25 protein-coding genes are annotated in these 24153 nt (G+C 73.0%); 10 read left to right on the forward strand and 15 right to left on the reverse strand.

Going from position 1 to position 24153, the window contains the following annotated elements; translation table 11 throughout:
• Window positions 1–14 precede the first annotated feature (14 nt).
• Together KUM38_RS30645 and KUM38_RS30650 are read right to left on the reverse strand one after the other, a co-directional pair.
• Window positions 15–2384 carry a glycoside hydrolase family 65 protein gene (locus KUM38_RS30645; RefSeq protein WP_217134161.1) on the reverse strand — a complete coding sequence of 790 codons (2370 nt, stop codon included), beginning with the start codon at window positions 2382–2384 and terminating at the stop codon, window positions 15–17.
• A gap of 177 nt (window positions 2385–2561) precedes the next feature.
• Window positions 2562–4292, reverse strand: coding sequence for a GAF domain-containing sensor histidine kinase (locus KUM38_RS30650; protein WP_217134163.1), 1731 nt, complete (start codon window positions 4290–4292; stop codon window positions 2562–2564).
• A 343-nt stretch (window positions 4293–4635) separates the two neighbouring features.
• Here KUM38_RS30650 and KUM38_RS30655 point away from each other — a divergent pair, with 343 nt between their 5' ends.
• Window positions 4636–5838: a globin domain-containing protein gene (locus KUM38_RS30655; protein WP_217134477.1), complete on the forward strand. Its 1203-nt coding sequence runs from the start codon at window positions 4636–4638 to the stop codon at window positions 5836–5838.
• A 50-nt stretch (window positions 5839–5888) separates the two neighbouring features.
• Here the strand turns inward: KUM38_RS30655 and KUM38_RS30660 are convergent, their stop codons facing one another.
• From KUM38_RS30660 to KUM38_RS30675, 4 genes are all read right to left on the reverse strand, one after another.
• Window positions 5889–6263 carry a hypothetical protein gene (locus KUM38_RS30660; RefSeq protein ID WP_217134164.1) on the reverse strand — a complete coding sequence of 125 codons (375 nt, stop codon included), beginning with the start codon at window positions 6261–6263 and terminating at the stop codon, window positions 5889–5891.
• A gap of 86 nt (window positions 6264–6349) precedes the next feature.
• On the reverse strand, window positions 6350–6868 hold the full coding sequence (locus tag KUM38_RS30665; RefSeq protein ID WP_217134167.1) for a roadblock/LC7 domain-containing protein: 519 nt from the start codon (window positions 6866–6868) through the stop codon (window positions 6350–6352).
• Between the two features lie 38 nt (window positions 6869–6906).
• Window positions 6907–7683 carry a hypothetical protein gene (locus KUM38_RS30670; RefSeq protein WP_217134168.1) on the reverse strand — a complete coding sequence of 259 codons (777 nt, stop codon included), beginning with the start codon at window positions 7681–7683 and terminating at the stop codon, window positions 6907–6909.
• Window positions 7680–8081, reverse strand: coding sequence for a hypothetical protein (locus tag KUM38_RS30675; RefSeq protein ID WP_217134169.1), 402 nt, complete (start codon window positions 8079–8081; stop codon window positions 7680–7682). The genes KUM38_RS30670 and KUM38_RS30675 overlap by 4 nt, the downstream gene beginning before the upstream one ends.
• A 416-nt stretch (window positions 8082–8497) precedes the next feature.
• Between KUM38_RS30675 and KUM38_RS30680 the strand changes: the two genes are divergently transcribed.
• Window positions 8498–9646, forward strand: coding sequence for a hypothetical protein (locus tag KUM38_RS30680; protein ID WP_217134170.1), 1149 nt, complete (start codon window positions 8498–8500; stop codon window positions 9644–9646).
• A gap of 28 nt (window positions 9647–9674) precedes the next feature.
• Here KUM38_RS30680 and KUM38_RS30685 read toward each other — a convergent pair whose 3' ends face one another.
• Window positions 9675–10154, reverse strand: a complete 480-nt coding sequence (locus KUM38_RS30685) for a hypothetical protein (protein WP_217134171.1) — start codon at window positions 10152–10154, stop codon at window positions 9675–9677.
• 465 nt (window positions 10155–10619) lie between these two features.
• Between KUM38_RS30685 and KUM38_RS30690 the strand changes: the two genes are divergently transcribed.
• The 3 genes from KUM38_RS30690 to tgmB all read left to right on the forward strand — a co-directional run bounded on the left by KUM38_RS30690 (window position 10620) and on the right by tgmB (window position 12258).
• On the forward strand, window positions 10620–10946 hold the full coding sequence (locus KUM38_RS30690; RefSeq protein WP_217134172.1) for a YkvA family protein: 327 nt from the start codon (window positions 10620–10622) through the stop codon (window positions 10944–10946).
• Window positions 10947–11066: 120 nt separating this feature from the next.
• Window positions 11067–11258 (forward strand): putative ATP-grasp-modified RiPP, encoded by a 192-nt coding sequence (gene tgmA / locus KUM38_RS30695; protein ID WP_030821244.1) that lies wholly within the window; start codon window positions 11067–11069, stop codon window positions 11256–11258.
• 16 nt (window positions 11259–11274) lie between these two features.
• Window positions 11275–12258, forward strand: a complete 984-nt coding sequence (gene tgmB, locus KUM38_RS30700; RefSeq protein ID WP_217134173.1) for an ATP-grasp ribosomal peptide maturase — start codon at window positions 11275–11277, stop codon at window positions 12256–12258.
• 22 nt (window positions 12259–12280) lie between these two features.
• Here the strand turns inward: tgmB and KUM38_RS30705 are convergent, their stop codons facing one another.
• Both KUM38_RS30705 and KUM38_RS30710 read right to left on the reverse strand, forming a co-directional pair.
• Window positions 12281–12496: a hypothetical protein gene (locus tag KUM38_RS30705; RefSeq protein ID WP_217134174.1), complete on the reverse strand. Its 216-nt coding sequence runs from the start codon at window positions 12494–12496 to the stop codon at window positions 12281–12283.
• Window positions 12497–12656: 160 nt separating this feature from the next.
• Window positions 12657–13130 (reverse strand): hypothetical protein, encoded by a 474-nt coding sequence (locus KUM38_RS30710; RefSeq protein WP_217134176.1) that lies wholly within the window; start codon window positions 13128–13130, stop codon window positions 12657–12659.
• A 188-nt stretch (window positions 13131–13318) separates the two neighbouring features.
• On the opposite strand from KUM38_RS30710, the gene KUM38_RS30715 reads away from it, so the two are divergent.
• Window positions 13319–14290, forward strand: coding sequence for a GlxA family transcriptional regulator (locus KUM38_RS30715; protein ID WP_217134178.1), 972 nt, complete (start codon window positions 13319–13321; stop codon window positions 14288–14290).
• Between the two features lie 21 nt (window positions 14291–14311).
• Here KUM38_RS30715 and KUM38_RS30720 read toward each other — a convergent pair whose 3' ends face one another.
• The 3 genes from KUM38_RS30720 to KUM38_RS30730 all read right to left on the reverse strand — a co-directional run bounded on the left by KUM38_RS30720 (window position 14312) and on the right by KUM38_RS30730 (window position 17429).
• Window positions 14312–14569, reverse strand: coding sequence for a DUF5133 domain-containing protein (locus tag KUM38_RS30720; protein WP_217134181.1), 258 nt, complete (start codon window positions 14567–14569; stop codon window positions 14312–14314).
• 111 nt (window positions 14570–14680) lie between these two features.
• Window positions 14681–16450 (reverse strand): ABC transporter ATP-binding protein, encoded by a 1770-nt coding sequence (locus tag KUM38_RS30725; protein WP_217134183.1) that lies wholly within the window; start codon window positions 16448–16450, stop codon window positions 14681–14683.
• A gap of 121 nt (window positions 16451–16571) precedes the next feature.
• Complete coding sequence (locus tag KUM38_RS30730; protein ID WP_217134185.1) at window positions 16572–17429, reverse strand: aldo/keto reductase; 858 nt, start codon at window positions 17427–17429, stop codon at window positions 16572–16574.
• Between the two features lie 218 nt (window positions 17430–17647).
• Here KUM38_RS30730 and KUM38_RS30735 point away from each other — a divergent pair, with 218 nt between their 5' ends.
• From KUM38_RS30735 to KUM38_RS30750, 4 genes are all read left to right on the forward strand, one after another.
• The gene (locus KUM38_RS30735) at window positions 17648–18061 is read left to right on the forward strand and encodes a VOC family protein (RefSeq protein ID WP_217134187.1); all 414 of its coding nucleotides are present in this window, start codon (window positions 17648–17650) and stop codon (window positions 18059–18061) included.
• Window positions 18062–18196: 135 nt separating this feature from the next.
• Window positions 18197–19087 carry a Gfo/Idh/MocA family protein gene (locus KUM38_RS30740; RefSeq protein WP_217134189.1) on the forward strand — a complete coding sequence of 297 codons (891 nt, stop codon included), beginning with the start codon at window positions 18197–18199 and terminating at the stop codon, window positions 19085–19087.
• A gap of 315 nt (window positions 19088–19402) precedes the next feature.
• Complete coding sequence (locus tag KUM38_RS30745) at window positions 19403–20608, forward strand: glycoside hydrolase family 64 protein (protein ID WP_217134191.1); 1206 nt, start codon at window positions 19403–19405, stop codon at window positions 20606–20608.
• Between the two features lie 184 nt (window positions 20609–20792).
• Entirely contained in the window at window positions 20793–21014 is a 222-nt protein-coding gene (locus KUM38_RS30750) for a hypothetical protein (protein WP_085575146.1), read from the forward strand.
• A gap of 52 nt (window positions 21015–21066) precedes the next feature.
• Here the strand turns inward: KUM38_RS30750 and KUM38_RS30755 are convergent, their stop codons facing one another.
• The 3 genes from KUM38_RS30755 to KUM38_RS30765 all read right to left on the reverse strand — a co-directional run bounded on the left by KUM38_RS30755 (window position 21067) and on the right by KUM38_RS30765 (window position 24089).
• On the reverse strand, window positions 21067–21555 hold the full coding sequence (locus KUM38_RS30755) for a DUF5709 domain-containing protein (RefSeq protein ID WP_217134193.1): 489 nt from the start codon (window positions 21553–21555) through the stop codon (window positions 21067–21069).
• Between the two features lie 115 nt (window positions 21556–21670).
• On the reverse strand, window positions 21671–22516 hold the full coding sequence (prcB, locus tag KUM38_RS30760) for a proteasome subunit beta (RefSeq protein WP_217134195.1): 846 nt from the start codon (window positions 22514–22516) through the stop codon (window positions 21671–21673).
• Window positions 22517–22595: 79 nt separating this feature from the next.
• Entirely contained in the window at window positions 22596–24089 is a 1494-nt protein-coding gene (locus KUM38_RS30765) for a hypothetical protein (protein ID WP_217134197.1), read from the reverse strand.
• Window positions 24090–24153 lie beyond the last annotated feature (64 nt).

Here is a 24153-nt window from a genome sequence, read left to right on the forward strand (position 1 = left end):
CCGGCGCCCGGCGGTCAGTCCGGGAGGGCCAGACGGTCCGTCTCCCCCGGGTGGAGGCGGACCGTGCGGTCCGGGAGGTGGACCTCGATCGGGGAGCGGCCGGAGGAGGGCACCGCGACCTCCAGCAGGCCGTGTTCCAGCCGCAGCCGGACACCCCAGTGACCGTGGTAGCGCAGGGTGAAGCCGTAGGAGGAGAGCTCGGGCAGGGGCACCGGGTCGAGCCACAGGGCTCCGCCGCGGGTCTCCAGACCGGTCAGTCCCCGCTGGACGAGGTCGAGGGTGCCGGCCATGGCGCCGAGGTGGATGCCCTCCCCGGTGGTACCGCCCTGGATGTCGGCGATGTCCGCCTGGAGGGCCTCCTGGCAGAACTTCCAGGCGTCCGCGCGCCGGGCCCTGGCCAGCACCCAGCCGTGGACCAGGCCGCTGAGGGTGGAGCCGTGGCTGGTGCGGTGCAGGTAGTGGTCGACCGTGCGCCGCCAGGTCCGTTCGTCCAGGCTCATCCCCAGCCTGCGGAAGATCCCCTGGAGTTCGGCGGGCGAGAAGAGGTAGCCCAGCATCAGGACGTCCGCCTGCTTGGACGCCTGGTACCGGTTGACGGTGTCGCCCTCGGCCTCCAGCAGCCGGTCCAGGCGCCGGATGTCGCCGTAGCGGTGCCGGTAGCCCCGCCAGTCGAGTTCGGCGAGTTCGCCGTAGCCCTCGAACTGGCTGATGACGCCGTGGTGGAGGGGGACGTGGAGGGTGCGGGAGACCTCCTCCCACTTCTCCAGTTCCCTCGCGTCCAGTCCGGTCCGCTCGGCGAGTTCACGGCGGCGCGGCTCGGGCAGACCGCGCAGCACGTCCAGGGTGCGGGCGAGCACCCAGGCGGCCGTGACATTGGTGTACGCGTTGTCGTCGAGGCCCGGTTCGGTGGCGTCCGGGTAGGCGTCGTGGTACTCGTCGGGGCCGACCACGCCCTTGATGCGGTAGCGGCCCAGCCGGTCGTCGAAGGTGGCGGAGTCCGCCCAGAAGCGGGAGATGTTCAGCAGCATCTCGGCGCCCTTGGTCTGCAGGAACTCCTGGTCGCCGCTGGCCTCGCAGTACTGCCAGACGTTGTACGCGATCGCCGACCCCACGTGGTGCTGGAGGTGGGAGTGGTCGGGCAGCCAGCGGCCGGAGCGGGGGTTGAGGTGCAGCTGCTGGGTCTCCTCCCGGCCGTCGCTGCCGCTCTGCCAGGGGTACATCGCGCCGTGGCGCCCGGCGTCCCGGGCGGCGGTGCGGGCGCGCTCCAGACGCCGGTGACGGTGGTGCAGCAGCGCGCGGGAGATCTCGGGGAAGTGCAGGTTGAGGTACGGCAGGACGAACAGCTCGTCCCAGAAGACGTGCCCCCGGTACGCCTCGCCGTGCAGCCCCCGGGCCGGGACCCCCACGTCCAGGTCCGCGGTGTGCGGGGAGAGGGTCTGCAGGACGTGGAAGAGGTGCAGCCGCAGGATGCGGCCCGCCTCGCCGGGTACGTCCAGTTCGGCCCGGCGCCACAGCTGGGCCCAGGCCGTCAGGTGCGGCGGGAGCAGCTCGTCGAAGCCGCCCGCCCGGACCACCCGGTCGACGGCGGCGTGCAGCGGGTCGCTGATCGCGGGGTCGCGGGAGGTGTGCAGGGCGATGATCTTGTCGACGGTGACGGTGTCTCCGGCGGCCAGGTCCAGACGGGTGCTCTGCAGGGCGCGCGGGCGGTCGTGCCGGTTCGTGACGGGCCCGGGTGCCGTCAGCCGGGCGGCGAGCGCGATCCGGACGTCCGAGGTGCGGGTGCGGCAGCGCAGCCACACCGTGTCCGCGGCGGCCGTGCCGGTGAGCACGTGGGTCAGATGACGGCCGTCCAGCTCCCGGTAGCGCGGCACCCCGGCGTTGGTGACGTCGCCGTCGAGCGCCGCCTCGGTCTCCAGGGTGCCGGAGAAGCCCTCGGCGGTGAACTCCGTGCGCAGGCCCGCCAGATGGGGGTCGGCCATGTGCACGAAGCGGTGCTGGCGCACCAGGAGCGTCCGTCCGGCGCCGAGGCCGTACCGCGTCCTGCGCTCCAGGAGTCCCGAGGACAGGTGCAGGGTCTCACCGTGGTCGAGCACGGGTGCGGTGTCGGGGGTGAGCCAGGGCTCGCCGGGGAGCCGGAAGCGCAGCGGCAGCCAGTTGGGCAGGTTGACCATGTCCTCGTTCTCGACGTGCCGTCCGGCGACCTCGGAGACGAGCCGGTTGTAGACGCCGGCCGCGTACGTGCCCGGGTAGTGCACCTCGTCCGCGGAACACTCCGGCAGCGCGCCCCGGGTGGCGAAGTATCCGTTGCCGAGGGTGCACAGCGACTCCCGCAGGCGCGCGTCGGCGGGATCGTAGCCCTCGTGCTCCCAGGTCCAGCCCGTCACTGCGACGCTCCTCCCGCCGACGGCTGCCGTGCGGCTCCGCGCCGCGGCGGTCCGTCCCCGATCCGTCACCGACGGTGAAACCCGCGCCGGTCGTGGACGGACGGCAGCCGCGGCCCGCGGCCGACCACCGGAGTACCCGTGGCGGGTGTCCGGCACACACCGGCCGGCGGGAGCCGCCTACCGCTCCCCCACCGGCACGCGCCACAGCAGGGTGGTGCCCCGGCCGGCGGAGCCGGTGACGTCGAACGTGCCGCCCAGACGTTCCGCGCGCTCGGCCATGTTGCGCAGCCCGCTGCGGCGGCCCCCGTCCGGAACGCCCACGCCGTTGTCCGCGACCGTCAGCCGCACCTCGCGTCCGTCGGTCTCGAGCACCACCTCGGCGCGGTCGGCGCGGGCGTGCCGGGCGATGTTGGTCAGCGCCTCGGAGAGCACGGCCACCAGATGGTCGGCGGCCTCCTTGGGGACGTGGGTGTCGATCAGGCCCTCCATCCGCACGCTCGGGGGGAAGCCCAGCACGGGTGCGGCCTCGCCGACCACCCGTACGGCGCGGGCCCGCAGGCCGGTTCCGCCCGCGCCCTCGTCGGCGGGCGAGCGCAGGCCGAAGATGGTCGACCGGATGATCTTGATGGTCTCGTCCAGGTCGTCCACGGCCCGCAGCACCCGCTCCGAGGCCTCCTTGTGCTCGATGAACCGGCCGGCGCTCTGCAGCGTCATGCCGGTGGCGAACAGCCGTTGGATCGCCAGGTCGTGCAGATCGCGGGCGATCCGGTCGCGGTCCTCGAGCACGGCGATCTGCTCGGCGTCCTGGCGGCGTTCCGCCAGCTCCATCGCCACGGCCGCCTGGGCGGCGAACCCCCGCAGCGGTTCGATCTCCTTCTCCGTGAACGCGTTGCGGTCCGCGGCCCGCACCAGCAGGACGATGCCGCGCACGCCCTCGCCCGACCCGATGGGCACGGCGACCGCCGGACCGAGGTCCGTGTACCGCTGGGGGCCCGGGAAGGCCCGGTCGTCGCGCGCGATGTCCGCGCTGATGACGGGAGCGGCGCTGGTGAAGGCGCGGCCCAGCAGGCTGTCGTCGACGGGCACGACGAGCCCGCGGTGGGTGTCCGCGCCCTGCCCGATGGCCAGTTCCACGGTCAGTGAGTCGGTGTCGGCCATGGGCACCGCGACCGCTGCGAGGGCGGCCCCGGTGATCTCCCGGGCGCGTTCGGCGATGAGCAGGAGCGCCGCGCCGCGTTCGCTGCCGGACATCAGTCCGTGGGTGATCTCGGCGTTGGCCCGCAGCCACCGCTCGCGCAGCCGGGACTCCTCGTACAGGCGGGCGTTGTCGATGGCGACGCCGGCGGCGACCGCGAGGGTGGACAGGACCGACTCGTCCTCCTCGTCGAAGTGCGCCCCGCCCCGCTTCTCGGTCAGGTACAGGTTGCCGAAGACCTGGTCGCGGACCCGGATGGGGACCCCGAGGAAGGTGTTCATCGGCGGGTGGTGGGGCGGGAATCCGTACGAGGCGGGGTGGTCGGAGAGTTTCGGCACCCGCAGCGGCTCGGGACGGCGGATCAGCTCGCCGAGGATGCCGTGGCCCTCGGGGTAGTGGCCGATGCGGGCGATCGCCTCCTCGCTGACCCCGACGGTGTGGAAGGCGGACAGCCGCCTGCCGTCCGGGCCGATCACGCCCAGTGCGGCGTACTCCGCGTCCACCAGCGCCGCCGCGGCCTCGACGATGCTGTGCAGCGCCTGCTCCAGGTCGAGTTCCCGGCCGACCGAGAGAACGGCCTCCAGCAGACTGTGCACCCGGTCGCGGGTGCCACGGGCCGCGTCGATCCGCGCCTGGAGCTCCTCCAGCAGCTCGTCGAGCCTCAGCTGCGGTAGCCGTACGCGGGCGTCCCCGTCCCGCTCGGAGCCTGCCACCCGGATGCCTCCCGTCCCCTCGTCCGACGCCGTCGCCCGGCGGCCACCCGGCCGGCGCCCCGGTAACGGTCCAGTGAACGTGACGGTACGGCATGGGCCGGGCGGCCGGGCCGGCGGGGATCACGGGCGGGCGGCCGCCCACTGCGCCGGACGGGCCGACCGGCCCTGTCCCGCGACCGGCCTCCGGGGCCGGAGGTCCCTTCCTGCGGGACGACGGTCCCGCACTGCCCCCGACGACCCCGTTACCCCCGGTAACAGACATGGGGGATTGCTATACAGGTGCTGCCGCCGGTCCGGATCCGCGGTCCAACTCTCTTTTCCCGCCCCGCCCTTGGGAGACTTCATACTGTCCGAAGAGTCCGCCGCAGTGCTGCGGGCCACCCTGCCCGCCGTGGCCGGGGCGCTCGCCGAGATCACCACACGCTTCTACGGCTCGATGTTCCGCGACCGGCCCGAGCTGCTGGACGGCCTGTTCAACCGGGGCAACCAGGCCAGTGGCGCCCAACGCCGGGCGCTCGCCGGGTCCATAGCCGGTTTCGCCCGGGCGCTGCTCGAGGACCCGGACACCCGCCCGGACGCCCTGCTGTCCCGGATCGCCCACAAACACGTGGCGGTCGGGATCACCGACGACCAGTACACGATCGTGCACAAGTACCTGTTCGGCGCGATCGCCGAGGTGCTGGGCGACGCCGTGACACCCGAGGTCGCCGCCGCCTGGGACGAGGTGTACTGGCTGATGGCCGGCGCCCTCATCGCGCGGGAGGCGCGCCTGTACCACGACGCCGGTGTCGCACCGGGCGACATCTGGCGCCGCTGGACGGTCGTCGAACGCCATGAGGAGACGGACGACGTGGTGTCGTTCCTGCTGCGCCCCGCCGACGACGAACCCGCCCCGCCGGCCCGGGCGGGCCAGTACGTCAGCGTGCGGCTGCTCATGCCCGACGGGGTGCACCAGCTGCGCCAGTACAGCCTGTCCTCCGACCCCGGGGACGATCTGCGCCGCATCACCGTCAAGCGGGTCGCGGGAGCGGACGGCGCACCGGACGGCGAGGTCTCCCACCTGCTGCACGAGCGGACCGGCACCGGGGACGAGCTGACGCTGTCCGTGCCCGCCGGGGACGTGGCGCTCGACGAGGCCGGCACCCCGCTGGTCCTGGTCTCGGCCGGCATCGGCTGCACCCCGATGCTGGGCATGCTCGCCCGGCTGGCCGCCACCGGCTCCACCCGGCGGGTGCTCGTCCTGCACGCCGACGGCTCGCCCGGCGAGCACGCCCTGCGCGCCGAGACCCGCGAGGCGGTGGACTCACTGCCCGACGCGGAGGCGGTCTTCTGGTACGAGCGTCCCGGCCCCGAGGAGCCCGACGCCCGCGGCGGTCTGATGGATCTCTCGGGGATCGACGTACCGGCGGACGCGACGGTGTACCTGTGCGGCCCACTGCCGTTCATGCGTGCCGTGCGCGGCGGGCTGCTCGACGCCGGGGTGCCCGCCCGCTCCGTCCACTACGAGGTCTTCGGCCCCGATCTGTGGCTGCCCGAGACGGCCTGACCGTCCGGGCCCTTCGCGCCGCGGCGGGCGCGAAGGGCCCGGAGGCCGGATCAGACCTCGAGCTCGGCCTCGATGCGCCGCAACTGGTGCCGCGCCATCGCCAGGTTGGCCCGGCCCGCGTCGAGCACCAGGTACAGGAAGAGACCGTTCCCGCCCCGCCCCTTGAGCAGGCGGATCAGGTGGTACTGGCTGCTCAGGGTGATCAGGATGTCCTCGATCTCCTCGTTCAGGCCCAGGTGCTCCATGGTGCGCAGCTTGGACCGTACGACGTCGGTGTTGCCTGCGGCGGCGACCTCCAGGTTGAAGTCCTTGCCGCCGCCCAGCGTGCCGAGGGCCATGCCGCTGGTGTAGTCGACGAGTGCGGCGGCCGTCGCGCCGTCGATGGAGCTGAGGCATTCCTTGAGCGAGGTCTCGGTGTTGGCCATGGGACGTGTCCTTTCGGTCGTGACGGGTGATTCGGGCCGGCCGCCGGGTCGTACGGAGGCGTCCGGCCGGAGAGGAAAGCCGGGAGTCAGCCGCCGGGCTGGGGCCGGGGCCGGTGTGCGGGCCGCTGCGGGGTCCGCACCGGGAGGGTGCCGATCGGCCGGGCCGGGTCCTGGGCCGGCGCGGGGGTCTCCCGGACCGCGAGCCGGTCGGCGTGCCGCCCTCCCCCCGGGCCGATGTGGGTGTCCACCAGCTCCGCGATCCGGGCGCCGCCGCGCCGTCCCTCCAGGTGCAGCCGGCCCACGTTGACCCGGTCGTCGGCGAGAAGGGTGAGGACGGCGGTGGTGCCGGCCGCGTAGGTGGCGATGTAGCCCTGGCTGCCGCGCACCAGGAGCTCGCGGAACTCGCCGCGGGCGGCGGCGTCCGCCATGCGGTACGCGACGCCGAGCGCGGCGGCGGTGAGCGCGGCCAGCCCCTCCGGTTCGGTGTCGGGGACGTCGTGGGCGAGGACGAGTCCGTCGACGGTGGCCGCGAGGGAGCCCGTCAGCCGGGGTACGCGGGTGCGGAGCCGACGCAGTTCGTCCAGCACGTCGGTCTCGACGGCCATGAGCAGTCTCCTTTCGGCACGCTGTCGGCGCGCGCGGATCACAGTGCCTCCAAGGCGTCCAGGAGCCGTCTCAGCAGCGCTGTGTCGGGCTCGTCCCACGCCGCGCCGCCCGCGTCGGGGACGGCGTGGACGGGCGTGGCGGGCGGGGCCGGCGCGGGGGTGACCAGTCCGTCGGCGGCCAGGCGGCGCAGTTCGACGAGGGTGTGGAAGGTGCGGTGGGCGAGGTCCGCGGCGATCTGTGCGGCGGTGCGGGCGCCGTCGACCTGCGCGAGGACGCGGGCGCGGCGCGGCGGCAGTTCGGCGGGCGGGGCACCGGGCACGCGGGTGAGCGGAGCGGTGTCGACGGCCGGGTCGGGCCAGATGCGGTGCAGCAGGTCGCGGCGGCGCCGTGACTCGCCGAGCACGGTCGCCACCGGAACGGGGCGGACCGCGCCGAGCCAGTGCGCGGCTCCGGGGCGGAAGCGGAGCGTGGCGCCGTCGTGGGCGAGCGCGAAGTACGCCGCGTCGAACAGGGCGCCCAGATGGCACAGTTCCAGCGCCCCGGTGGTGAGACGCCCGCTGTCCACCAGCTGGCGGCCGACGCGGTGCACCGCCCCCGCCCGTTCGACGGCGTCCCACCAGCCGGCCGGGGCGACGGCACCGCTGCGGGTGAGCAGGTCGCCGAGGTCGGGGCTGTAGGCGGACTCCACGTGGACGACGCGTCCGGCCGAGAGGTAGAAGATCCCGGACTCCGTGGAGAGCGCGCCGGTGGCGTGGTCGGCCGCGAGGGTGCCGAGCAGTTCCGGCGCGGTGGTGTCGGTGCACGCCGTGGTCATCCGAGCACCAGCCGGTCCGCCATCTCGGCCAGCCGGATCCGGGCCAGGGCGAGGTTGCCGTCGGCGCGGTCGAGCCAGAGGTACAGGAACACCGTGCTGTCGAAGGTCGTGGTGACGAAGCGCAGGAGGTGGTACGCGTCGGCGGTGGTGAGGATCAGGTCGTCGACGGGTGGTTCCTTGCCCGCCCCGGCCCGGCCGCCGTCGGCGGGCGCGAGGGTGCCGCTCTCCATGGCCAGGCGGGCGAGTTCGGCGGTCTCCGCGGCCGTGGCCTCCGCGTCCTCGCCGGGTGCCTCGCCCACCGCCCCCAGGGCGAGCCCGCTGATCCAGTCGACCACCAGGGCACCGCGCGCCCCCGGCAGTCGCATGGCTTCCAGCAGGCTCTCGTCGATTCCGGGCACGCCGGATCCCCCTTCTCGCACGGCTGTACCGCGAACGTGACGTCGACGCTACGCTGTGTGCTCGACCGCGGTGAGGGCTTTGGCTTTTTCCGGTGGAATATGCGACAGGGGTGTTGCGCCCCTGGTAGGGTCCGGGCTTTCGCCGCCGGAACAGCCGCCGGAGCGAGGGGCCGTCCGGCCGGGTGCGGGCAGGGCCGGCCCCGGTGCGGATGGTGGGCCGACCCTGCCCGCGGGACCCATTGTGGTGAGGATCAGGTCACCGGGACCACGAGTGAACCCCTGTCACCACGTGTGCGCCGCGCACACCCCGCGTGCGCCCCGCGCGCGACACGCCGTCAGGCGGCACCCGGCGTCGTCCCGCCGGCCGGCGGCGACGATACTGGCAGGAGCACGTGCCCCCGCTCACCACTGGACCCATGCAGACCTCCACCACCACCCTCCCCACCAGCCCTCCCACGGTCTGGTCGACCCGCGGCCGCCACACCGGAACGGCGGCCGACACGGTGCTCCGACGCACCCTGCGCCGACTCAAGGACAACGGGGACATCGACGACTTCCTGGAACTCCCCGCGTCCAGGACCGCTCCTGACGTGGTGTTCGAGTCCCGGAGGCGGGTCGCCGGCGAGGTCACCGTGCGCGCCCGGCTGAGCCTCGCGCCCGGCACGGACGCGGGCCGGGACTGGCTCCTGGTCGCCGAGGCGGAGCAGCCCTGGGACCCCTCCTGGCCGTCCCCGGTGGGCATGTTCTGGCCGTCGGAGCCGGACGCCGGGTGGAACGCCGACCCGGCGACGGGACTGCGGCCGGGCAGGATCAATCCGCTTCCCGAGGACGACAAGGCCGTACGGCGGCTGCTGCGCGACTGCGCGCGCGACGCGTGGTACATCCATGTCGTCGTCCATGAGGCCATGACCACGGACGAGCGCGGCCGGGTGCCGCTCGCGCGCTGGCTGCCGCCGGGGCTGCGGGACCGGGTGGTGGAGCACCGGGCCACGCCCCAGCAGTCGCGGGTGACGAACTGGGCGCTGCGGGAGTTCGGGGTGGAGGTTCCGCGCGGAGGCGCGGTGGTGCTGCCCGGCAGCCCGGCCCCGGAGGGTTACGACGCCGACGCCTTCGCCGTACGCGCGGTGTTCCTGGACGGCACGGAACCGGCCGACCTCGTGGAGGCGGTGTCCCGGTACGACGCGCTGCCGCGCGCGCTGCCGGACGGGGCGCGGGACGCGCTGACGGCGCTGCGGGAGGAGTGGCGCCTGCTGACGACGGCGGAGGAACTCGCCCGCGAGCGGGCGCTGGTGAGGATGTACGCCGAGGCGCTGGAGGCGATGGCGAAGTCCCGGGACCTCTACCGTGAGGCCGCGGAACGCGCCCACGAGGCGCTGGCCGCGTACCGGGAGACGGCCGGGCCCCGGGACATCGGACAGCCGCCCGCGCCCCGGACCCCCGCCTCCTCTCCCCTCCAGCACCTGACGCGCACCCTGGAACGCCTCAAGGCCGGCGGCAGAACCCGCCGCCCCGCCCCCGAGGACCCCGAGGACCCGGAACACGGGCCGGCCGCGTCCGGCCACTAGGGGGATCCGCCGGCCCACCTCGCGCGGGTCACCGGGCGCCTGTTCCCTGGTCCTGGTAGGAGGCGGCCCTGGTGGCCACCAGGGTGCCGTTGGCGGCCGGGTCCTGCGGCACGGGGAGCACCTTCTCACTGCTGCACATCAGCTGGACCTTGCCCTCCGAGGCCAGGGTCACGACTCCGGTGGCGCTCAGTGACGCCTCGTTGTAGCCGCTGCCCCGGGGCGTCGCCATCGTGGGGCCACCCGTGACCTGGCAGTACGCCTTGTCCGCGTACAGCAGATGGGCGGAACCGGTCAGGGTGTAGGTCCCCGCAGGGAGCGACAGGGCGACGACCTGCGTCTTGGTCGCGCCGATCGAGTTCACCGCTTCGGCCTTGTAGACGTCACCCGGGGCCGCGGCCGCGGCGGCCTGCTGGGAAGCGCTCGCGGTGGCTCCCGCGCAGGCGACCCCCAGCGCTGCGACGGCGACGGCGGACATCACGACGGATCTGACCTTGACGATCTTGCGCATGACTCATTGCCCCCTCAGCGAGTTCTGGATCAACGAGCGCCAAAGTACAGGCCACGCAAGTCTGTTGAGGGCCGCAGGGAACAAGTGATCGAAACGCCATCCGGACGTAGGTCTTGTTGCCGCACTGTTCACCGGTCCCGTGTTTGGCGGGACGGTCCGGTACCTGATCGGCAAGACACTCCGGCGGCGCCTCGGCCCCGGTGTGCGCGAGGAGGACGACGAAGGAAAAGTGGTCGTGATCGGCTCCGCGGGAAGGCCCCTGACCATTTCCGGTGCCCCCGCCACTCGGTTGAGCCATCGGGACGACCTGCGGCGATCCGGCGTTTCGCGCGGATTTCGCGGGGCATCGGACGCGTGCGCGCATGGCCGGTCCCGGCCGTCATACCGGCGCCGCGAGCGGGAATCCGCTCAGTGCAGGCCGTGTCGCGGCGAGGCCGCGGCATGTCACGGGAGGAGGGCGGTCCGTTGGAGACGACCACCGTGGCGCTCGTCGTCGCCGCGGTCCTCGCGACCGTGGTGCTGGCCGGCGCCGTCGCCGTCCTGGTCCGACTGGTGCGCACGCGGCGTGAGTTGCGTCACGCCGGTCTGCCCACGGGGCCCCGCTGGGTCTTCTGGGGCGCGGTTCTCTACCTGGCACTGCCGGCCGATCTGCTGCCCGATCCGGTCTATCTGGACGACATCGGCGTGCTCCTGCTCGCCCTGCGCACCCTGCGGGGTTCCTCCGGCGCCCGCGCTCCCGGAGCACCCCTCCGACGGGGTGGCCGGCAACCCACCGATGATTACGCTCCGTGAGGAAACCAACCACCCGTTCGATTCGTATAAGTCTCTGGAAGCCAAAAGAAGTCGGCGGACCAAGCGACGGCGCACAGCGGGCCGTTGCCTGCTCGGCGCAGCACCGACGAGGGAGAGACGATGCAACCGTTCGCGCTCAACTACGCACGTCCGGCAGTGGAGTTGGCCGTTGCCACTCCGTACGCGTATGACTCCGGACTGCAGTTGAACGTACTCGGCGACGGACGGATCGCGGCCTGCGACCACGCGCTGTTGCGCGAGGCGGGGACGACGACGTCCACCGCGGGTTCCAAGACCCACTTCGACGACTGAACGCGGACCGTAAACCATGACCGTGCTGATCCTCACCTGTGAGGAGGATGTGACCGCCGACATGGTGGTCGTCCATCTGAACGGCTCCGGTGTGCCGGTGGTGCGCCTCGATCCCGCCGATCTGACGGACGGCGTCTCACTGTCCGGCGAGTACGTCCACGGCCGCTTCCGCGGTCATCTGTCCGCCGGCGGGAGGCTGGTGAGCATCGGCGGGCTGCGCTCCGTGTGGGTGCGCCGGCCCGGCACGCCGGCCGGGCGCGCGCCGCAGCCGTCCGCGTGGCTGTCCGAGGAGGCGTCGCAGGCGCTCTACGGCATGCTGCGCGGCTGTGACGCACGCTGGATGAACCATCCGGACGCGGCCCGGCAGGCCCGCCACAAGCCGTGGCAGCTGCGGCTGGCCCAGCGCTGCGGCCTGCCCGTGCCGGCCACGGTGATCACCACGTTCCCCCGTGCCGCGCGGGAGTTCGCGGAGCGCTTCCCGGACCTGGTGGTCAAGCCGGTGTCGGGGGCACACCCGCAGGACCCGCCGCAGGCGGTGCCGACCAGCCGGGTGGCGCCGGACACGGACTTCTCCGCGGTCGCGTTCGGGCCGACGCTGCTGCAGCGGCGGATCGCCAAGCGGGCCGACATCCGGCTCACCGCGGTGGGCGAGCGGTTGCTGGCGGCCCGCAAGGCGACGCGGCCGGACGCGGATCCGGAGGAGGTGGACGTGCGTTTCGCCGCTCCCGGGTCGCCCTGGGAGCCGGTCGAGGTCCCGGCGCGCACCGCCGACGCCGTACACGCGTATCTACGCCGGTCCGAACTGGCGTACGGCGCTTTCGACTTCGCCGAGGACGCCGACGGGACCTGGTGGTTCCTGGAGTGCAACCAGTCGGGGCAGTTCGGGTTCGTGGAGGTGGAGACGGGGCAGCCGATCGCCCGGACCATCGCCGAGTGGCTGTCCCGTCCCGTTCCCGACGAACCCGTCGAGCTCGACGAGGCGGGCAGCACGGTGCGGTGAGGGGACCGTCACCGCGCGGGGCTCAGTGCGACCGCGGTCCCGGCAGCAGGGCGGTGCGCTGCCAGCCGTTGCCCGGGGAGTGCGGCCGGTCGAGGCCGGGGGCGTAACCGGGGGACCGCAGGGGCCGCATGACCAGCTCCAGCTCCCTGCTCACGCGTTCGGCCTCGCGGCGCACCTGTGCGGGCACGTCGCCGCACTCCGCGATGAGTCGGTCGTAGATGGGGGAATCCTGGAACACCCGTCAACGTGCCTTTCTGCTCGTCGGCCCCGATGCGGGACGCGACTGCAGAGTCTAGGCGGCCGACCACCCTGAAGGGGGAATTCCCCGGCACAACGGAATACAGAACGGACGCTCCGGAAGTGCGGCACAGATCGGGCACACCAGGCGGTCCCGGCGGTCAGGCACCCGTCGTCGAGCCGGGGCGGACGATCATCAGGACGGTGACGGTCGCCCACAGCAGGTTGAACACCCCGGTGAACATGGCGAGTTGCACCGTGCTCTGCCGGTCGACGGGCCGACTTTCGCTCAACCGTTCGATGATTTCGTCCTGCCGGGGCAACACGAAGGCGAGCAGGACTCCGGCGGCGGCCGCGGTGAGACCGATCGAGGTGACGAGCCAGCCGTCGTCCAGGACACCCATCGCCAGGGCGGTGGCGAGACCGAGGACGGGCACCGCGATCCCCATCCGGGCGTAGACCCGGCAGATGCGGTGGAGCAGCGTGACGGTGGTCACGGCCGTCGCGGCGGGTCCGTCACCCTCCGCGGGGACGGCGCGGCGCACGGCCGGCGGGAACATGCTGGCCGCGACGGTGACGGGACCGACGGCGATGATGGCGGCCAGGACGTGGAGGGACAGCAGGAGCTTGGTCACCGGGACTCTTTCCATGGTGTGATCAACGGTGCCGGGCTCACGTTAAGGGCCCTCCGGGTGATCACCCAGAGGCTGGAACGACAGGTTCCAACGGGTTCCCGCCAACATCGTTCACCACGGCTCACGCGCGTCACCGTCCCGATGCCCCGGTTCCGGCGGGTGGCGGGAATCCGCCTATCGTGGCGGTCATGCACTCCGTGGCGATTCTGGTTCTCGATGGGGTCGTGCCGTTCGACATGGCGGCGCCCATGCAGGTCTTCGACTGGACGCGGCTGCCCGACGGCCGCCACCCCTACCGGGTCCGGCTGTGCGCCGAGCGGCCGGAGGTGCTCGCGGACGGCGGTTTCACCCTGCGCGTCGAGCGTGGGCTCCAGGCGCTGGCGGACGCCGACACCGTCATCGTCCCGGGCCGCGCCGAGGGCGCGCCCCCGCCCTCACCCGCCGTGCTCGCGGCACTGCGCGAGGCGGCCGCGGCGGGCACCCGGATCGCCTCGGTGTGCGTGGGCGCGTTCGTGCTGGCGGAGGCCGGACTGCTGGACGGCCTGCGCGCCACCACGCACTGGGTCGCCGCCGGGCAGCTCGCCCGGGCCTTCCCCGACGTCGACGTGCAGCCGGACGTGCTCTACGTCGACAACGGGCAGATCCTCACCTCGGCCGGCGCCGCCGCCGCGCTGGACATGTGCCTGCACATGATCCGCCGGGATCTGGGCTCGGCCGTGGCCGCGAACGCCGCCCGGATGTCGGTGATGCCGCTGGAACGGGAGGGCGGACAGGCCCAGTTCATCGTGCACGAGCACCCGCCCGTGCCCCGCGGGTCGGATCTGGAACCGCTGCTGGAATGGGTCGAGGACAACCTGGCGCACGAGGTCACCCTCAAGGCGATGGCGGCGCGCGCCGGCATGAGCGAGCGCACCTTCAGCCGCCGGTTCCGTGAGCAGACGGGCACCACGCCGTTGCAGTGGCTGCTGCGGGCGCGGGTGCGGCGCGCCCAGTACCTGCTCGAGAACAGCGACCACACGGTCGAACGGATCGCCCAGCAGGCCGGGTTCGGTTCCCCCACGGCGTTCCGCGAGCGGTTCCGCAAGGTGGTGGGCACCACGCCGTACGCCTACCGCTCCACGTTCCACGGACGGCGCGCCGCCACCGCGGGCGGCGGGTGACCGGGTGAGCGGCCCGCCGGCTCAGACGGCCAGGGACAGACCGCTCTCCCCGTCCGCCTCCGGGGTCCGGCCGGCCGCGGTCCGCGCCCGGTCGAGGAGGGCGTCCGCCAGGGCGATGGCGTCGTGGACGCCAGACGTCCCCATCATCACGCAGAGCGTGTCGCTGACGTCCTCCAGTTCACGCGCCGCCGCCGGCGAATGCCGTTCCGCCTGAGCTATCCGCAGCGTCGCGTACCGCGTCAGCAGCCGTCTGACGACCTTCGGGTCCGGTACGAGCACGAAGCGCCCCTTTCTGGTTTTCGCTGCGTATGCCCGGACCGGGCGGAAGCACTCACCTCACATGCTCGACTGACCGCAATTGACCGAAAACTATCGCACCCCGACCGGCGGTCAGGCCACCTGACCGCTGTGCAGCGCCGTGTACGCCCCTCCCCGGCGCAGCAGTTCCTCGTGGGTGCCGATCTCCTGGATCCGGCCGTCCGCCATCACCACGATCCGGTCGGCACCGCGCACGGTGGACAGCCGGTGCGCCACCACGAACGTGGTGCGCCCGCGCAGCAGCCGGGCGAGGGCCTCCTGCACCAGCGCCTCCGAGCGGGTGTCCAGAGCGGAGGTCGCCTCGTCCAGGACCAGCACCTTGGGGTCCCGGATCAGCGCGCGGGCGATGGCGAGCCGCTGGCGCTGCCCGCCGGAGAGCCGGGCGCCGCGCTCCCCGACGAGGGTGTCGAGGCCCTGGGGCAGCCGGTCGACGAACTCCAGCGCGTTGGCGTCGCGCAGCGCGGCCCGCACCGTCTCCTCGTCGGCGTCGTCCATGCCGTAGGCGACGTTCTCCCGGACGGTGCCGTCGAACAGGATCGACTCCTGGGGCACCACGGACAGGAAGCGCCGGTAGGTGCGCAGGTCGAGGCCGTTCATGTCGGTGCCGTCGAGCAGCAGCCGGCCGGAGGTCGGGCGGATGAAGCCGATGACCAGGTTGAGCACGGTGGACTTGCCCGCCCCGGAGGCGCCGACGAGCGCGATGGTCTCGCCCGGGGCGACGTCGAGGGTGAAGTCGCGCACGGCGGGGCGCCCGTCGGTCTCGTACGCGTGGCCGACGCCCTCGAAGGTGATCGCGCCGCGCAGCCCGTCGACCTCCGCCTTGCCCTCGTTGTCCTCCAGTTCAGGGGCCTGGAGGACCTCGCCGACCGAGCGGACGGACTCCAGCCCCTTGGTGATGACCGGGGCCAGCCCCGCCAGCGTGGTGGTGGAGTTGGTGAGCGTGGTCAGGAAGGCGCTGAGCATCACCACGTCGCCTGCGGTGACGCCCCAGACGTCGTAGTACGAGATGAGGGCCGCGCCGGCCAGCACCATCACGCCGACGACGTTGAGGACGACCCAGGCCAGCGAGCCGAACCGGCCGTTGACCAGGTCCAGGCGCATCCCGGAGGTGAGCAGCCGGTTCAGGGTGCCGTTCATCCGGCGCAGCGCCTTGCCCTCCAGGCCGTGGGCGCGGGTCACGGGGATGAGCCGGGTCATCTCCGTCACCCGGGAGGACAGCGTCTCCACCTCGTGGCGGAAGTGCTCGTTGTGGGTGCGCAGCCGGGACCGGAGCCGGGCGACGAGCAGGGCGGCGGCAGGCACGACGATCAGGAAGACGGGGAGGAACTCGGGGGTGCGGATCGCGATGATGACGAGCCCGCCGGTGAGGACGGTGAGCGCGCCGAGTCCGTTCTCCGCGGTCTGCTGCACCATCTGCTCGACGGTCTCCACGTCCCGCACGACCTTGGCCTGGAGCACGCCGGCGCTGACGCGGGAGTGGTAGCCGATGGAGAGCTGCTGCATGCGGGTGCACAGCGCGGAGCGCAGGGCGGTGCCCATGCGGCGGACGCTGCCGTACAGCAGGCGGACGTACAGCACGTGCAGCGGGTAGTTGACCAGCAGGATGAACATGATGACGCCGGTGCTGGTCCACAGCCGGGATATCGGCTGGTGTTGCACGACGGTGTCGATGATGGACGCGGTGATCAGCGGCAGCAGCCAGACGGGGCTGTGCTTGACCGTGAAGACGCCGACCGCGGCGGCGAGCCTGCCGCGGTCGGCGCGGAACAGATAGGCGAGGGTGCGGATCGGGTGCTCGCCGCGGTAGCGGTGGTCGAGCGGTCTTTCCAGCGACGACGCCATGGGTGGTCCTCCCCTGTGACTTTCTTCAGCAAGCGCTTTCTACGCCCGCGCGCCAGGAGTACACCAGGGCACGCGGGTGCCCGCCCCCGGCGTCCGGCGCCTGGGACGGGCGGGGGCGGACTCAGACGGCGTCCAGCTCCGCGATGTCCTCGGCCGTCAGGACGAGGTCGGCGGCGCCCGCCGAGTCACGGACCGACTCGGGCCGGCTCGCGCCCGGAATGGGTACGACGACCGGCGACTTGGCGAGCATCCATGCCAGGCACACCTGGTACGCGCTCACCCCGTGCGCCCGGGCGATCCGCGCGAACGGAGCGTGGGCCGAGGCGAGTTCACCGGCCCTGGCGATGCCGCCGAAGGGGCTGTAGGGCAGGAACGCGATGCCGAGCTCGCCGCACAGACGCAGCTCCGGCTCGCTCGAGCGGAAGGCCGGGGAGAACTTGTTCTGCACGGAGACCAGCCGGCCGCCGAGGATCTCGTCGGCCTGCCGGATCTGCTCCGGATCGGCGTTGGAGACGCCGGCCATGCGGATCTTGCCCTCGTCCAGCAGCTCGCGCAGCGCGCCGACGGACTCGGCGTACGGGACGCGGGGGTCGGGCCGGTGGAACTGGTAGAGCCCGATGGCCTCCACACCGAGCCGGCGCAGGGACGCCTCGCACGCCCGCTTCAGGTGCCCGGGGCTGCCGTCCTGCGTCCAGCTGCCGTCACCGGGGCGCAGATGACCGCCCTTGGTGGCGACCAGGACGTCGCCGCCCCGGTCGTGGGAGGCGAGGGCCTTGGCGATCAGGGTCTCGTTGTGGCCGGCCTCGCCGGCGCGCAGGTGGTAGGAGTCCGCGGTGTCGATCAGGGTGACACCGGCGTCCAGCGCCGCGTACAGGGTGGCCAGGGAGCGGGCCTCGTCCGGGCGCCCCTCGATGGACATGGGCATGGCCCCCAGTCCGACGGCACCGACCTCGACGTCACCGATACGGCGGGTGTGCATGGGTGCGTGACCTCTTCCGGCTGTCGTCTCACGGTCTCGGCGAACGCGTACCAGCCTGGTCCCCGCACGGCCCGAAATCCAATAGAAGAAAGCGAACGCATTCAGCGGACGGGGCACTGAATCGGGGCCCCGCCCGCGACACCGCCGCCGCGCGGGTGCCGGTACCCGGCGTTACGCTGCGCGCAGTCGGCCCTTTGCGGACATTCCTGGAGGTAATCATGGCCTCGCTTCTCAATCCGTATCTCAGCTTCGACGGGAACGCGCGGCAGGCGCTGGAGTTCTACAAGGAGGTCTTCGGCGGCGAGCTGCGGCTCAACACGTACGGCGACTTCGGCCGGCCCGGAGCCGACAACGCCGACAAGATCATGCACGGCATGCTGGCGAGCGCGGCCGGCTTCACCCTCATGGGCGCCGACATACCGCCGGGCATGGAACACGTTCCGGGGAACAACTTCGCCGTGAGCGTCAGCGGAGAGGACGAGACCGCGCTGCGCGGCTACTGGGAGAAGCTGTCCGGCGGCGGCTCGGTGACCGTACCGCTGGAGAAGCAGATGTGGGGGGACGTGTTCGGGATGTGCACGGACCGCTTCGGCGTCCCCTGGATGGTCAACATCAACCAGCCCGGGGGCTGAGCCCCGGACGACCTCCCGGTGAGCGGCCGTTGACATGACGTTCCGGCAGGGATCACCGTACTGACCGGAGCGCGTCGGCGGGGCGCGACAGGACACCGGTCCGGCGGCGGTCGCCGCGCCGGGAGAGGCGGCGGCATGCGGATCGGACTGCTCGGCACCGGACCCTGGGCGCGGGCGGCGCACGCCCCCGCGCTGAGCGGCCACCCGGACCTCGACCTCGCCGGGGTGTGGGGCCGCCGGCCCGACGCCGCCGAGGAGCTGGCCGCTCTGCACGGCACCCGGGCGTACGGCGACGTCGAGGCGCTCTTCGCCGACGTGGACGCCGTCGCCGTCGCGCTGCCGCCCGCGGTGCAGGCGGAGCTGGCGGTGCGCGCGGCGCGGGCCGGGTGCCATCTGCTGCTCGACAAGCCGCTCGCGCCGACCGTCGCGCAGGGGCGCGCGGTGGTCGAGGCGGCCGAGGCGGCGGGGGTCGCGTCCGTGGTCTTCTTCACCACCCGCTTCCAGCCCGGGCCTCAGGCCTGGATCACCGAACAGGCGCGTGTGGGCGGCTGGTTCACCGGGCGCGCGCAGTGGCTCGGGGCGGTGTTCACCTCCGACGGCGACCCCTTCGCCGCCTCTGAGTGGCGGCGGGAGAAGGGCGCCCTGTGGGACGTCGGCCCGCACGCCCTGTCCGTACTGCTTCCGGTGCTCGGCGAACCGCGGCGGGTGACGGCGGCGGCGTACGGCCCCGGCGACACCGTCCATCTCGTCCTCGACCACGCGGGCGGCGCGTCGAGCAGCCTCACCCTGAGCCTGACCGCTCCCCCGGCCGCGGCCGGCGCCATGGTCGAGCTCCGGGGCACGGCCGGCGTCACCTCCCTGCCGGAGGCCTCCGAGGGCGCGGTCCCGGCGCTCACCCGGGCCGCGGACGCCCTCCTCGCCGCGGCCGGCACCGGCACTCCCCATCCTTGCGACGCGGCGTTCGCGCTCCGGGTGACGGAGATCCTGGCCGCCGCGGAGGCGCAGCTGGGCGGCGGGAGCCGCTGACGGCGGACCTCTGCCGGACGGCTGCGGAACGGAGCGCTCCCGACGCGCTCCGTGGCTTTCGGGCCCGACCGGCTTAAGCGGCCCTTAAAGACCGGTTAAGTGATCGTGGGGTCGTCGCCGGTTCTTTACGTAACCGCAGGTCAGAGTGGTGTTGCGGACAAGTCGGACCATTGGCGGGGGCCGCGGCCGTCCCTACCATCGGTGCCGCGCGCCGGTTCCGACGTACCGCCTGAGAGCGCTCTCTCCAGGTCTTCTCCCCACGTCGGCGGGCCGGCGCGGTCAGGAACCCGCACGAGTACTCTGGAGATCCCCCACATGACTCCTCGTCACCAGCGCAGCCTCGGCCGTCGCAAGGTCCTCTTCGCCCTCGGCGGAGCCGCCGTGGCCATTCCCGCGGCGGCGGCGATCGCCCCGCACGCCCTCGCGGACCAGTCCGGCGAGCAGAAGGCCGGCACGGCAGCGGCGGGGGCCCTGCCGCTGACGGTCGTCAACAACAGCGGTTCCTTCGGCAACGCGAACGTGCACCTCTACATCGTGGGCAACGTGGACGGCCGTCAGGTCCGGGTCACCCCGGAGGGCACCGTCGCCCCGGTCGCCGCCTCCGACAACGGCCCCGACGGCTTCACCGACTACGCGATCGACCTGGCCGGCAGCGGCGAGACCAGGCTGTCCCTGCCGTACATGTCCGGCCGGATCTACGTCTCCCTCGGCGCGAAGCTCAAGTTCAAGGTCGTCACGGACGGCAACGGCAACGCGGCGCTGCAGTACCCGGCCGGCTGGGTCACCTCCGACCCCAACTACGGCGTGCTGCACGACTGTGCCGAGTTCACGTACAACTCCTCGGGCATGTTCTGCAACACGACCATGGTCGACATGTTCAGCGTGCCGATGGGCATCCGGCTCACCGGCGCCAAGGACCAGACGACGGGCACCGTGCGCGAGGGCGGCCGCGCGGCGGCGTTCGCCGCCGTCAAGCAGGTGGAGGCGTTCTCCCGGCTCGTCGTGGACGACACCCGGATCATCGCCCCCGGCCACGGTCTGGACGCCGGTCTGTTCGCCAAGGACTACTTCGCCCCGTACATCGACGAGGTGTGGAACACCTACACCGGCCGGGACCTCAGGGTCACCACCAACGCCGGCACCTTCACCGGCCGGGTGCGCGGCGAGCGGTTCACCTTCGACGGGCCCGCCCAGGTCTCCTTCGGCAAGCCCTCCACGCGGGACGTCCTCTTCTGCGACGGCGCCCTCGCCGCCCCCAACGACGGCACGACCGGCCCGGTCGCCGCCGTACTGGGCGCCGGCTTCAACCGCTCGACGCTGCTCAGCCACCCCGACCAGCCGACGGCCGACGCGTCGGTCTTCTACCGGACCGAGCTCACCAACCACTACTCCAGGGCCGTCCACGCGGCCACCGAGGACGGCAAGGCGTACGGCTTCGCCTTCGACGACGTGGCCGACTTCGCCTCGTACATCCAGGACACGGCGCCCACGGGCCTGCGGCTGACGCTCTCGCCCTTCTAGGCGGCTCGCGGAGCAGGTTTCCCGCGGGCCGGGGAAGGTACCCCGGCATCCAGGAGGAGCGGCCCTTCACCGCGGTGCCGCGAGCGTTCCGGATGCACGGCGGGCTCCCGCGTTGAATGGTGGACATCGGACCCGATGACAGCACCGGGGCCGCTCCAGCGATCCGGACCCGAGGAGCCAGAAGATGTCGACGTCCCAGCCCGACGCGTCCCAGCCCGAAGCGTCCCGGCGGTCCGCGGACCGCGCCACCCCGGACAGCCTGCTCCATGCCCGCACCGGCACCGATGTGTCGCCGGAGGACATCGTCCTCGCCTCGGGCAAGGACCTCACCCCGCACAACCTCGAGTGGGCCAGGCGGAAGCTGGACGAGGAGGGGCCCGCCGCCCTGGACAAGATGCTGCCCTGATCCCGCGTACACCCGTTCCCGGCACGGGCGGGACAGGACGGCGCAGCCGGGGTCAGGTTCTGTCCCGGTCCTCCGGGAGCGCCGTCCCGTCCTCCACGACGTGCACCGCGGCCTCCTCCGCGCCGGCCGCCCCCGCGTCGATGCCGACGTCCTCGGCGACGGCCTCCTTGGTGGTGTCCGTACGGGCCCCCTCGTCCGGGGCGACCAGGCGTCCGGCGCGGCCGGTGCCCGCCTCCGGGTCGACCGGCTCGCCCTCGCCGCCGGGGAGGTCACCCACCTCGTCCCCGGCGGGCGCGGACGTGTCGGGCACCTCCTGGGCCAGCCGCTGGTCGAGGGTCTCCCCGTCGTGCTGTTCCGAGGCCGTGGTGCCGTACTTGGTCACGCCGAGCGGCTTCTCCGGCGGGGAGTAGCCCTCGTCGAGGGTGTCGTCGTAGGTCCGTTCGTCGACGGCGTCCTGCATGTCGAGCGGCGCGGCGTCCTCCTGCTCCTCGTTGCTCCCGGTGGGCTGGTAGGCGTCGTCCCCCATCGGCTCGGTGCCCATGGTTTCCTCCCTGTCACGCTGCGTCGGCTCGTTCGCCTCGGGTGTCAGGTCCGCGTTTCCCGTGACGCGATCTCTAACCCCGGTGCGTCCGATGACGGAGAGGTCCCCGCGAGGATCAGAGGGGCGCGTTCGGGCCGTCCGGGCGGGAGTGCCGCCGGTCGACCATGTCGAGGCTCAGCCGTCGGACCTCGGTCTCGCCGAGCCGTTCGTAGCCGTCCTCGGTGATGACCGACACGACCGGGAAGAGGCGGCGGGAGAGATCGGGGCCGCCGGTCGCCGAGTCGTCCTCGGCGGCGTCGTAGAGGGCCTCCAGGGCGGCCAGGGCGGCCTCGTCGCGGGACATGCCGGGCCGGTGGAGCTTCTTGAGGGCGCCCCTGGCGTACGGGGATCCGGAGCCCTCCGTGTGGAAGCCGTACTTCTCGTAGCGGCCGCCGGCGGCGTCGTAGGAGAAGATCCGGCCCCGCCCTCCCCCGGGCGCGGTGGTGTCGTAGCCGGCGAGCAGCGGGACGACGGCGAGGCCCCGCATGGCCTGGGCGAGGTTCTGGCGGATCATGGTGGCGAGCCGGGTCGCCTTGGCGCCGAGGGTCATCGGGATGCCCTCGATCTTCTCGAAGTGGGCGAGTTCGACCTGGTAGAGCCGCACCATGTCGAGGGCGGTCCCCACGGAGCCGGCGATCGCGACGGCGGTGTGGTCGTCGGCGGGCAGCACCTTCTCCAGATCGCGCTGGGCGATCAGGTTGCCCATGGTGGCCCTGCGGTCACCGGCGATCAGTACGCCGTCGCCGTAGGTGAGGGCGAGGATCGTGGTGCCGTGCGGGACCTCCGTGGCGCGGACCCCCTCGGGCAGGGTGCGGGTGCCGAGCAGTTCGGGGCGGTGGGCCGCCAGGAACTCGGTGAAGGACGAGCTGCCCGGGGTGAAGAACTCCTCCCCCAGCCGCCCTTCGTGATCGCTCTGCGCCATGCCGCCTCCCCCTCGTCGCTTCTTCGCGCGCCGACAGTCGACTCCTACCTGGACCTGGTGCGCGGGAAACCCGTCGCCGTCACCCGGAGCCGGGCGGGCCGGGCGCCGGGGCGATACGGGCTTCGAGGTCGCCGATCCGGTGGACGGGCCAGGAGCGGGCGTAGCCGGGTGGTGTGCCGCCGGGCCCGGTGAGGGTGGCGACCGGGACGCGGTCCGCGGTGCGCAGGATCTCGGCGGCCGTGGTGTTCTCGTTGTTCCCGGCGGTCGTGCCGGAGGAGCAGCCGGTGTAGTAGCCGATGGGGATCGCCTCGTGGCCGGTGATCAGACAGGGCGGGCGGACACCGAGCCGGTGCAGGTCACCGGCCGCGCGGGCCCAGTCCCGGCGGCTGTCGACGTTGCGGTCCACGGTGTGCACGAGGACGGTCAGCTGCACCGTGAGATGACCGGCCAGGCCGAGTGCGACCAGGGTTCTGGCGGCCGGCCGCCACTTTCCGCGCGGTGCCGTGACCAGGTACCACAGCGCGTCGGCGACGGGTATCGCGAGCAGGGCGTAGGCGGGCTGGAGGAAGCGGGGCGCCGCGTACTCGATCATGAACAGGTAGGGCAGGGCGGCGGTCGTGGCGCAGGCCAGCGGCGCCACGGTGCGCAGGGTGCGGCGGGCCCGCACGGCGACGACCAGTCCGAGGACGGCGAGCAGCGGCAGCACGAACCACCACAGGGTGATCACCGGGTGGGGCATCGAGCCCGTGCACGGACGGCACAGGGCGCGCCCGCCCAGGCTGCGCAGCTGGTCGTCGACGGCGATGTTCAGGCCGAGCCCGCCCTGGATGCGGGAGGCCTCGGCGAGCCGCTCCCGCAGGCCGCCGAACGCGGTGTACGCCTCGACCACCCAGGGGACCGCTCCCGCCAGCAGACCGCCGGCGAGGGCGAGCAGGGACCGTCCGTGCCGGCCGGCCAGCGCGAGGAGGAGGAGCGGGATCGTCGCCCAGACGGCGTCGGTGGGCCGCATCCAGGCCATGAGCGCGGCCCCCGCCGCCACTCCCCACAGGGGGCCGCCGGACGAGGGGTCCGCGCGGTGGCGCAGGAAGCAGCCGACGGCGGTCAGCGCGCCGACGGCGACCCAGTAGTTGGGCATGGCCTGGGGACCGTAGAAGAGCGTGATCCACAGGGAGGCGAAGAAGGCGCCGGCGGTGACCAGGACCCGGGTGGGGAACAGGCCGCGCCAGGAGCGCAGGGCCAGGAAGAGGGCGAGGCCGGAGAGCAGGGCGAGGTAGACGCGCAGCAGCGCGGTGGACTCGGACCAGGACGCGACCGGCGCCACCAGGAAGGAGACGCCCCGGGAGCGGGGGGCGCTGAAGAAGGCGGCCGGGTGGTGGGAGGTGACCTGGCTGGTGTAGACGATCTCGTCCCAGCCGAGACCCAGCACGGGGCGGACCAGGGCGAGTTGGGCGAGGGTGAAGACGGCGGCGAGCACCGCGAGCGGGCGGGTGCCGCCGCGCAGTGACGGGCCCGGTCCGGCCCGCTGCTCGCGCTTCCGTATGCCGGTGAGAAGGGCACCGGTGCCGTCGGTCATCGTCCGTCCCTCATTCCCGCGCGTCATCGGGTCCCGGGTTCCACGGGCCCTGCGCTCTGAAGGA

Origin of the sequence: Streptomyces sp. AC558_RSS880, from assembly GCF_019049255.1 — a bacterium.
Classification (GTDB): domain Bacteria; phylum Actinomycetota; class Actinomycetes; order Streptomycetales; family Streptomycetaceae; genus Streptomyces.

What these genes read in the sequence shown, in the direction of transcription:
- KUM38_RS30660 (WP_217134164.1), bottom strand. Translation starts at nt 6,263, where the DNA reads ATGGCCAACACCGAGACCTCGCTCAAGGAATGCCTCAGCTCCATCGAC.
- KUM38_RS30665 (WP_217134167.1), bottom strand. Translation starts at nt 6,868, where the DNA reads ATGGCCGTCGAGACCGACGTGCTGGACGAACTGCGTCGGCTCCGCACC.
- KUM38_RS30670 (WP_217134168.1), bottom strand. Translation starts at nt 7,683, where the DNA reads ATGACCACGGCGTGCACCGACACCACCGCGCCGGAACTGCTCGGCACC.
- KUM38_RS30680 (WP_217134170.1), top strand. Translation starts at nt 8,498, where the DNA reads ATGCAGACCTCCACCACCACCCTCCCCACCAGCCCTCCCACGGTCTGG.
- KUM38_RS30685 (WP_217134171.1), bottom strand. Translation starts at nt 10,154, where the DNA reads ATGCGCAAGATCGTCAAGGTCAGATCCGTCGTGATGTCCGCCGTCGCC.
- tgmA (WP_030821244.1), top strand. Translation starts at nt 11,067, where the DNA reads ATGCAACCGTTCGCGCTCAACTACGCACGTCCGGCAGTGGAGTTGGCC.
- tgmB (WP_217134173.1), top strand. Translation starts at nt 11,275, where the DNA reads ATGACCGTGCTGATCCTCACCTGTGAGGAGGATGTGACCGCCGACATG.
- KUM38_RS30715 (WP_217134178.1), top strand. Translation starts at nt 13,319, where the DNA reads ATGCACTCCGTGGCGATTCTGGTTCTCGATGGGGTCGTGCCGTTCGAC.
- KUM38_RS30725 (WP_217134183.1), bottom strand. Translation starts at nt 16,450, where the DNA reads ATGGCGTCGTCGCTGGAAAGACCGCTCGACCACCGCTACCGCGGCGAG.
- KUM38_RS30730 (WP_217134185.1), bottom strand. Translation starts at nt 17,429, where the DNA reads ATGCACACCCGCCGTATCGGTGACGTCGAGGTCGGTGCCGTCGGACTG.
- KUM38_RS30735 (WP_217134187.1), top strand. Translation starts at nt 17,648, where the DNA reads ATGGCCTCGCTTCTCAATCCGTATCTCAGCTTCGACGGGAACGCGCGG.
- KUM38_RS30740 (WP_217134189.1), top strand. Translation starts at nt 18,197, where the DNA reads ATGCGGATCGGACTGCTCGGCACCGGACCCTGGGCGCGGGCGGCGCAC.
- KUM38_RS30745 (WP_217134191.1), top strand. Translation starts at nt 19,403, where the DNA reads ATGACTCCTCGTCACCAGCGCAGCCTCGGCCGTCGCAAGGTCCTCTTC.
- KUM38_RS30750 (WP_085575146.1), top strand. Translation starts at nt 20,793, where the DNA reads ATGTCGACGTCCCAGCCCGACGCGTCCCAGCCCGAAGCGTCCCGGCGG.
- KUM38_RS30755 (WP_217134193.1), bottom strand. Translation starts at nt 21,555, where the DNA reads ATGGGCACCGAGCCGATGGGGGACGACGCCTACCAGCCCACCGGGAGC.
- prcB (WP_217134195.1), bottom strand. Translation starts at nt 22,516, where the DNA reads ATGGCGCAGAGCGATCACGAAGGGCGGCTGGGGGAGGAGTTCTTCACC.
- KUM38_RS30765 (WP_217134197.1), bottom strand. Translation starts at nt 24,089, where the DNA reads ATGACCGACGGCACCGGTGCCCTTCTCACCGGCATACGGAAGCGCGAG.